The organism is Roseomonas sp. TAS13 (assembly GCF_001950415.1).
Classification (GTDB): Bacteria; Pseudomonadota; Alphaproteobacteria; order Acetobacterales; family Acetobacteraceae; genus Roseomonas; species Roseomonas mucosa.
In genome coordinates this window covers 1-5,166 of record NZ_BDLP01000310.1, presented here as the reverse complement: position 1 = coordinate 5,166, position 5,166 = coordinate 1, and the positions used below count along the sequence as shown (strand labels likewise).

The window sequence follows — 5,166 nt, the reverse complement described above, 5'->3', positions numbered from 1 at the left end:
CTGTGCGTAGATGTGATCAAGAGACAGCCGCCATGCCGGGGGCGGGGAGGCGGCGATCGGGCTGGGCTTCATGAGCCGCCTCGGCAGCCCGGCGGCGCGGCTGCCCTGCATGCTGATGAATGTCCTCCCCGTGCGCCTGCCGGTGCCGGAGGACGCGCCGCTCGACGAGTTCCTGGCCGCCTCCGCGAAGCGCTTCGCCAAGGCGCGGCGCCACGGGCGCTATCGCGGCGAGCAGATCCGCCGCGACCTCGGGCGGATCGGTGCCGGGCGCCGGCTCTACGGCGCCCTGGTCAATATCCTGCCCTTCGAGGAGGCGCCGGACTTCCCGGGCCTCGCCACGGAGATCGAGATCCTCGGCACCGGGCCGGTGGACGACATCACCATCACCCTGCGCGGCGATGCGCGCGCCAGCCGGCTGCGGCTGGAGCTGGAGGCCAACCCCGCCCTCTATGACGCGGCGGCGCTGGCGGCGCATGCGGAGCGGCTGGTGCATTTCCTGGGCGCCGCCCTGGGCGCGGACAAGCTGGCCGATGTGCCGACCGCCACGCCGGCCGAGGCCGCCTGGGCGCTCCGCACGCTGAACGCCACCGCCCATCTCGTGCCCGACACGACGCTGGCCGCGCTGATCGAGCGCCGGATGGCCGAGACGCCCGGGGCCATCGCGCTGGAGGGCGAGGGCCGGCGCCTCACCTATGCGGAGCTGGAGCGCCGCAGCCGTGCCCTGGCGCTGGAACTGCGCGCGCGGGGTGCCGGGCCGGGCCGCGTCGTCGCCGTGGCACTGGAACGGTCGCTGGCGCTGGAGATCGCGCTGGTGGCGATCCTCCGCGCCGGGGCGGCCTATCTGCCGCTGGACCTTTCGCACCCGCCCGCGCGCATCGCCCGTATCCTGGCCTCCGCGCAACCGGTGCTGGCCCTGGCGCCCCCGGGGCAGCCGGCGCTGGAGGGCCTGGCCTGCCTGCTGCCGGAATCCTGGCACCTGGACAGCGAGGCATCCTTGCCGCCCGGCCCGGAGCCTGGCGACCTCGCCTATCTGCTCTACACCTCCGGCTCCACCGGCGAGCCCAAGGGCGTGATGGTCGGGCACCGGGCCATCGTGAACCGCCTGGAATGGATGCGGCAGCACTACGGCTTCGGCCCGGGCGACCGCATCCTGCAGAAGACGCCGATGACGTTCGACGTCTCGGTCTGGGAGTTCTTCCTGCCGCTGCTCAGCGGCGCCACGCTGGTGATGGCCCCGCCCGGCGCGCACAAGGACCCCGCGGCGCTGGCGGCGCTGATCCGGTACGGCGGGATCACCACGGCGCATTTCGTGCCCTCGATGCTCGCCGCCTTCCTGGCCGAGCCGACGGCGCGGGGCCTATCGCCAGCCCGCGTCTTCTGCTCCGGCGAGGCGCTGCCGCCCGAGCTGCGCGACCGCTTCCACGCCACGCTGCGGTCCGAGCTGCACAACCTCTACGGCCCGACCGAGGCGGCGGTGGATGTCTCCTTCTGGCCCGCCGGGCCTGAGGACCGCTCCCGCCCCGTGCCGATCGGCTTTCCCGTCTGGAACACCCGGCTCTACGTGCTGGACGAGTCGCTGCGCCCGCTGCCGCCGGGCGTGACGGGGCAGCTCTTCATCGCCGGGCGGCAGCTCGCGTGCGGCTATCTCGGCCGCGACGACCTGACGGAAGGCGCCTTCCTTCCCGACCCCTTCCATCCGGGCGAGCGGATGTACCGCACCGGCGACCTCGCCAGCCTGCGCGCGGACGGGGCGATCCTGTTCCATGGCCGCGCCGACGACCAGGTGAAGCTGCGGGGCCTGCGCATCGAGCTGGGCGAGATCGAGGCCGTGCTCGCCACCGCGCCGGGCGTGGCGCAGGGCCGCGTCGTGGCGCGGGAGGACAGGCCGGGCGACCGGCGCCTCGTCGCCTATCTCGTTCCGGGCGAGGGCTATGCGGCGGAGGCGGTGCGCGCCCATGTGGCGGCGCGCGTGCCGGACTACATGCTGCCCGCCGCCTTCGTGGCGCTGGAGGCGCTGCCGGTGAATGCCAGCGGAAAGCTGGACCGCCGCGCCCTGCCGGCGCCGGACTATGGCGGCGAGACCGGACGCGAGCCCGTCACGGAGACCGAGCGCCGCCTCGCCGCCCTCTTCGCCGAGGCGCTGGGCCTGCCGCGCGTCGGGGCGGAGGACGACTTCTTCGCCCTGGGCGGCCATTCCCTGCTGGCGGTGGAGATGACCCTCCGCATCCGTGAGGAATGGGGCTGGGACCCCGGGCTGGGCGCGATCTTCGAGCATCCGGCCGTGGCCGCGCTGGCCCGGGTGATCGACGAGGGCGCGCGCGTCGCCGATACCGGGCTGGGGCCGCTGATCCGCCTTTCGGATGGCGATCCCGCCCTGCCGCCCCTCTTCGTGGTGCATCCGGCGGGCGGCATCTCCTGGTGCTACGGCACCCTGGCCCGCGCCCTTTCGCCGCGCCGTGTGGTCTATGGCCTCCAGGCCCCGGCGCTGGAGGCATCGCAGCCCCCGCCCGAAAGTCTCGATGCGCTGGCCGCCGACTATGTCGCGCGCATCCTGGCGGTACAGCCGGCCGAGGGGGAAGAAGGCGTGGTGCATCTCCTCGGCTGGTCGGTGGGCGGCATCATCGCCCAGGCCATGGCGGTGCGGCTGCGGGCGCTGGGCCATCCGGTGGGGCTGGTGGCGCTGCTCGACGCCTATCCGGCGGATGTGTGGCGCGACCAGCCCGATCCCGGACCGGAAGGCGGTCTCCGCGCCCTGCTGGCCATCGCCGGGCACGATCCGGAGCGCCTGCCGCCCGGTCTCGTGCTGACGCGGGAGGCGGTGACGGAGTTCCTGCGCCGGGGCGACAGCCCGCTGGGGCGCCTGCCGGAAGCAGCGCTGGATGGCGTGGTGCGCGTGGTGCAGTCGAACAACCGCCTGGTGCGTGGCCATGTTCACGGCCGTTTCGACGGGCGGCTGACCCATGTCCGGGCGGCGCGGGACCATCAGGCGCGGCCGGAGATCCGGCCTGATCTCTGGCGTCCCTACGCGACCCGGCTGGAGGTGCTGGACATGCCGGCGCTGCACCAGGAGCTCGTGGGCGAACGCATCGTGGCGCGGATCGCCCCGCTCCTGGCCGAGCGGATGGCCCGTTTCGAGACGGAAGGAGGAAGCGGATGCGCGGCAGCGGAATAGCGGGACGCATCGCCCTGGTCACGGGCGCCGGCGGCGGCATCGGCGCCGCCGTGGTGCGGGCCCTGCGGGAGGAGGGCGCGCGCGTCGTCGCCACCGACCTGGACCCCGCCGCCATCGCCCCCGGCGAGAACATCCGGGCCGAGGCCCTGGACGTCACCGACAGCGCCGCGGTGGAGGCGCTGGTGGAGCGGGTGGAGCGCGACTGGGGGCCGGTCGATCTCGGCGCGAGCGTCGCGGGCGTGCTCTCCACCACCCTGGTCACGGAGACCACGGATGCCGAATGGCGCCGCGTCTTCGCGGTGAACGCGGAAGGTGTGTTCCACATCTCCCGCGCCCTGGCCCGGCGGATGCAGCCGCGGGGGCGCGGCAGCCTCGTCACCGTCAGCTCCAACGCCGCCGGCATCCCGCGCCATGCCATGGCGGCCTATGCGGCCTCCAAGGCGGCGGCGACCATGTTCACCCGCTGCCTGGGGCTGGAACTGGCGCCCCACGGCATCCGCTGCAACATCGTGGCTCCCGGCTCGACGCTCACGCCGATGCAGACGGGGATGTGGTCGGACGCGGACGGCGCGGCGCGGGTGATCGCGGGTGTGCCGGAAGCCTTCAAGACCGGCATCCCGCTGGGCAAGCTCGCCACGCCGGAGGATGTCGCGGAGGCGGTGGTCTTCCTGCTTTCCGACCGCGCCGGGCATATCACCATGACCGATCTCTACGTCGATGGCGGCGCGACGATGCGCGCGTAAAACCCCTCCGCCGCGGCCGGGGGCGGGCAACGCGCCGCGCGGCGGGGATCGAGGAGTTCACGACGAGCATGGCCGAGGTCAGCCTGCCCGGGACCACAGCGCTGGCGCTGGACGGCCCCTCGGGTGCCTATCGCATCTTCCTGTCCGTCCCGCAGGCACCCCCGCCTCCGGAGGGCTTCCCGCTCCTGGTCCTGCTGGATGCCAATCTCTGCTTCGGCACCGTGGCGGACCTGCTGCGGCAGGGCAGCTTCCGCCCCGGCGTGTCGCGCCTGTGCCCGGCCGTCGTGGCGGGCATCGCCTATCCGACCGACCAGCCGCTGGACCGTCTGCGGCGCGGCCTGGACTACACGCCCGGCCCCTCGGTGGAGGGCCCCGGGCGCGGCGCCCCGAGCGGCCCCTCCACCGGCGGGCGGGATGCCTTCCTGGCCTTCCTGCAGGAACAGGTGAAGCCGCTGGTCGCCGCGCGCCATCCGCTGGACCCGGCGCGGCAGGCGATCATCGGCCACTCCTTGGCGGGCTTCTTCGCCCTCGACGTGCTGGCGCAGGACCCGGCCTGCTTCTCCGGCTATCTCGCGATCAGCCCCTCGGTCTGGTGGAACCGGCCGCGCCTCATGGCCGGGCTGGAATCCCGGAAGGGCGACGGCCTGGCGCCCCGGGCCTGGATCGGCGTCGGGGAATGGGAGGAGGCGCTGGCCCCCTGGGAGGACACCCTGCCGGACCGCGAAGCCACCGCCCGCCGCCGCGCCTCCCGCGCCATGGTGGGGAACGCCCGGACGATAGCCGACACCATCGCCCGCCGCTTCGGCCCGGCCGCGCGGGTGGAGTTCGAGTGCCTGCCCCGGGAGACGCATATCTCCGCCGTGCCGGTGGCGCTGAGCCACGGGCTTCGCTTCCTGCTGGGGCCTGAGGGATTCGGCGGGCCGTGACCGTTCCGCTCCGTGGCCGGTCCCCGGGGGAGAGGCGCCGCCTCTCCGCCCGGACCTCCTCTCCGCCGGGGACCGAAGCCGGTCCCCGGACCCCGGGCTTTCGTGGGTTCCCGTGGTGACCGTTATCCTGGGGCTTGGTCCCTGGGAGCAGGTGGAGAGGCGGGGCTCCCGAAAAGCAGGACACCGTGTCCGCGCTGGTGGCACCGGCGGTCCGCCGGAAAGCCAGGCTCTCCGGCGCGATCCGGCGTCAGCAAGAACCAACTCATCGGGTCCAGGGCCCGCCTGTCTCTTGATCACATCTACGCACAGCTCCACCGTAAGGCGA

At 73.9% G+C, this 5,166-nt stretch carries 3 protein-coding genes; all 3 read left to right on the top strand.

Annotated features, from left to right (window positions below; translation table 11 throughout):
• Window positions 1-109: 109 nt before the first annotated feature.
• The 3 genes from ROTAS13_RS18870 to ROTAS13_RS18860 all read left to right on the top strand — a co-directional run bounded on the left by ROTAS13_RS18870 (window position 110) and on the right by ROTAS13_RS18860 (window position 4,841).
• On the top strand, window positions 110-3,172 hold the full coding sequence (locus ROTAS13_RS18870) for an amino acid adenylation domain-containing protein (protein ID WP_253187712.1): 3,063 nt from the start codon (window positions 110-112) through the stop codon (window positions 3,170-3,172).
• Window positions 3,154-3,915, top strand: a complete 762-nt coding sequence (locus ROTAS13_RS18865; protein WP_019462239.1) for a 2,3-dihydro-2,3-dihydroxybenzoate dehydrogenase — start codon at window positions 3,154-3,156, stop codon at window positions 3,913-3,915. The genes ROTAS13_RS18870 and ROTAS13_RS18865 overlap by 19 nt, the downstream gene beginning before the upstream one ends.
• Window positions 3,916-3,983: 68 nt before the next feature.
• A complete protein-coding gene (locus ROTAS13_RS18860) occupies window positions 3,984-4,841 on the top strand; it encodes an alpha/beta hydrolase (RefSeq protein WP_075823098.1) in 858 nt (285 codons plus the stop codon).
• The last annotated feature ends 325 nt before the right edge of the window (window positions 4,842-5,166 follow it).